At 40.6% G+C, this 2,341-nt stretch carries 2 protein-coding genes; both read right to left on the bottom strand.

Going from position 1 to position 2,341, the window contains the following annotated elements:
• Positions 1-821: flagellin N-terminal helical domain-containing protein (locus tag G322_RS0118800; RefSeq protein ID WP_022943214.1), on the bottom strand; the 821-nt coding region annotated here is incomplete at its 3' end.
• 690 nt (positions 822-1,511) lie between these two features.
• Positions 1,512-2,341 (bottom strand): flagellin (locus G322_RS21465; RefSeq protein ID WP_022943213.1); only part of this gene is annotated, 830 nt, incomplete at its 5' end.

Raw genomic sequence — 2,341 nt, 5'->3', positions numbered from 1 at the left:
TCCACTAAGTTACTCATTGAAGATGTAGCACCTAATGTTATCGTTGCAGCACCACCCACTTTGATGGTCATTCCGTCTGTTACACCAGTGACTGATGTACTTGCATCATCACCCTGAACAACATTGTAAGCACTTGCTGTCACACCAGTCTCTGCCGTTTTACTATTGATTGCTTTAGCAATGTCAACGGCAGAGCCAGTATCCGACGCAGGTACATCAACACCATTAATGAGCATTTCACCCGCAGTACCAGTCGTTGCAGTTGTAACACGGCCACCATTAAGTTCTGCTTTATTTAAGTCTCCATTTAAACCTAATGCATTAGTGGTTACCGAGTCAATTGAGAAGCTTAATGTTTGACCTGAATTTGCTCCAATTTGCAGTGTCACTTTACCACTACTGCCGTCTAACAGTTTAGCCCCGTTAAATTCAGTCGTTGATGCGATACGATCAAGTTCACTGTGAAGTTGGTCCACCTCTTTTTGGATTGATTCACGGTTAGAAGCTGAGTTTGTATCATTGGCAGATTGTACCGAGAGTTCACGCATACGTTGTAAGATGTTAGTCATTTCATCCATTGATCCCTCAGCGGTTTGTGTCATTGACACACCATCATTTGCGTTACGTACCGCTTGGTTAATCCCTTTAATTTGTGATTGCATACCGGTTGAAATCGCAAGACCAGCAGCATCATCTTTCGCACTATTAATACGTAAGCCTGAAGATAAACGCTCCATTGCTTGGTTAGACGTTGCTTGTGATTTGCCCAATTGACGCTGTGCGTTCAGTGACATTACATTAGTGTTTACTACTTGTGCCATGATGTGCTCCTTGGTTTCTATTTTGACTAACTTTCATTGAAATTGAAGTTAGTAATAATTGGTTATGATTCTTTTATCGACCGCTTAAAAAATAACTTTAAAACTTTATTTTACTTTTTTAAAATCTGTTTTCTAAAACGGGTCATTTTTAAAACAGTCGATGCTCAGACTTAATAACCTTATCGACAGCAGGAGAAATTACTTTAGGAAAAAGTATAAAAAAAGATCAACTTTATTAAATAAGGCCAAGTTCAAAAGCTATCTAACCACGAAGACACGAAGGAAAAAGAAGTTAAAACCTTAACCCAACCTTTAATTATTTTGATTTTCTTCGTGTTCTCTGTGTAGCGTAGCGGCTTCGTGGTGGATGGTTTGTAAGTTCAAGTTCACAAACCTTTAACCATGAAGCCACGAAGAAAAAGGAAGTTCACTTGGAATCGGAACTTTAGTCCTGCGCTTTTGTGATTGAACTGTTAAAAACAGGCAGGACTGAAGTCCCACTTCCACAGACAGGTAGACACTTTGTTAAAACGGAAAAAGGTAGCCGAAGGCTACCTTTAAATGGGTGGAAACTGAGGAGAAAATGAGAGTAAAAACCTACGAAAATTTCACCCATTTTACCTGTAATGACAATTCAACTTAAATTAAGGCAATAATTGCCGTTTATTAAAACTGATTTACCACCTCACTCTATCCTTGTAACAATGACAGTACATTTTGGGTACTTGCATTCGCTTGTGAAAGCATTGCCGTACCTGCTTGTTGGAGGATTTGTGCTTTACTCATTTTCGATGTTTCGGCAGCAAAATCAGCATCTTGAATTCGCGAGTTTGATGCAGACAAGTTTTGTGACACATTTTCAAGGTTAGAGATAGTTGAACCTAAACGGTTTTGAATAGCACCTAATCCAGCACGAGATTCTGAAATTTGCTGCAAAGCCACATCTATTTTATCCATGGTACTTGAGGCGCCTTGAACCGAACGCACGTTAGTCCCTAAACCATCAATCACTTTCCCGCCCATTTCACTTTGCATACCTAAGGCTGTTAAAGCACTTTTACGCCCAGCTTGCGTGTCTGCAGCCGAAGAAATTTCAATACCACGACCACTTTCAGCAGAGAACTGATAGCCTGTAGCGGCGGTACCTGACATCGTGACACCCGTTCTATCTGAATAAGAGTTAATATAAGTAGTTAATTCTGCATCTGTCGGAGCGGCACCAACACCTGAAAAGGGCGCAATATCAATACCATTAATCTGTAATTTATCCGCCTCTGTAATATTAGCTAACGTTGCAACGCTACCAACAATCGAATCTGCACCATTTGATTTTGTAAATCCTGCAACACCTGTGGTAGTACCACTTACAGCAATAGGTGAGTCATCGGCGCTATCTAACGCTAAATATCCAGAGAACACTTCCGCAGGCGCTGCACTTAAAGCCGTTTTCTCAGCGGTAGAAAAAGCAGTTACAGCAGTAGCATGAGTTGTTGTTGCCGTTGCATAAGTAGCAATTAACG

The sequence above is a fragment of the Psychromonas hadalis ATCC BAA-638 genome, from assembly GCF_000420245.1.
Classification (GTDB): Bacteria; Pseudomonadota; Gammaproteobacteria; order Enterobacterales; family Psychromonadaceae; genus Psychromonas; species Psychromonas hadalis.
Note: the sequence above shows the minus strand (reverse complement) of the source record. Positions and strands in the feature narration are given on the sequence as shown.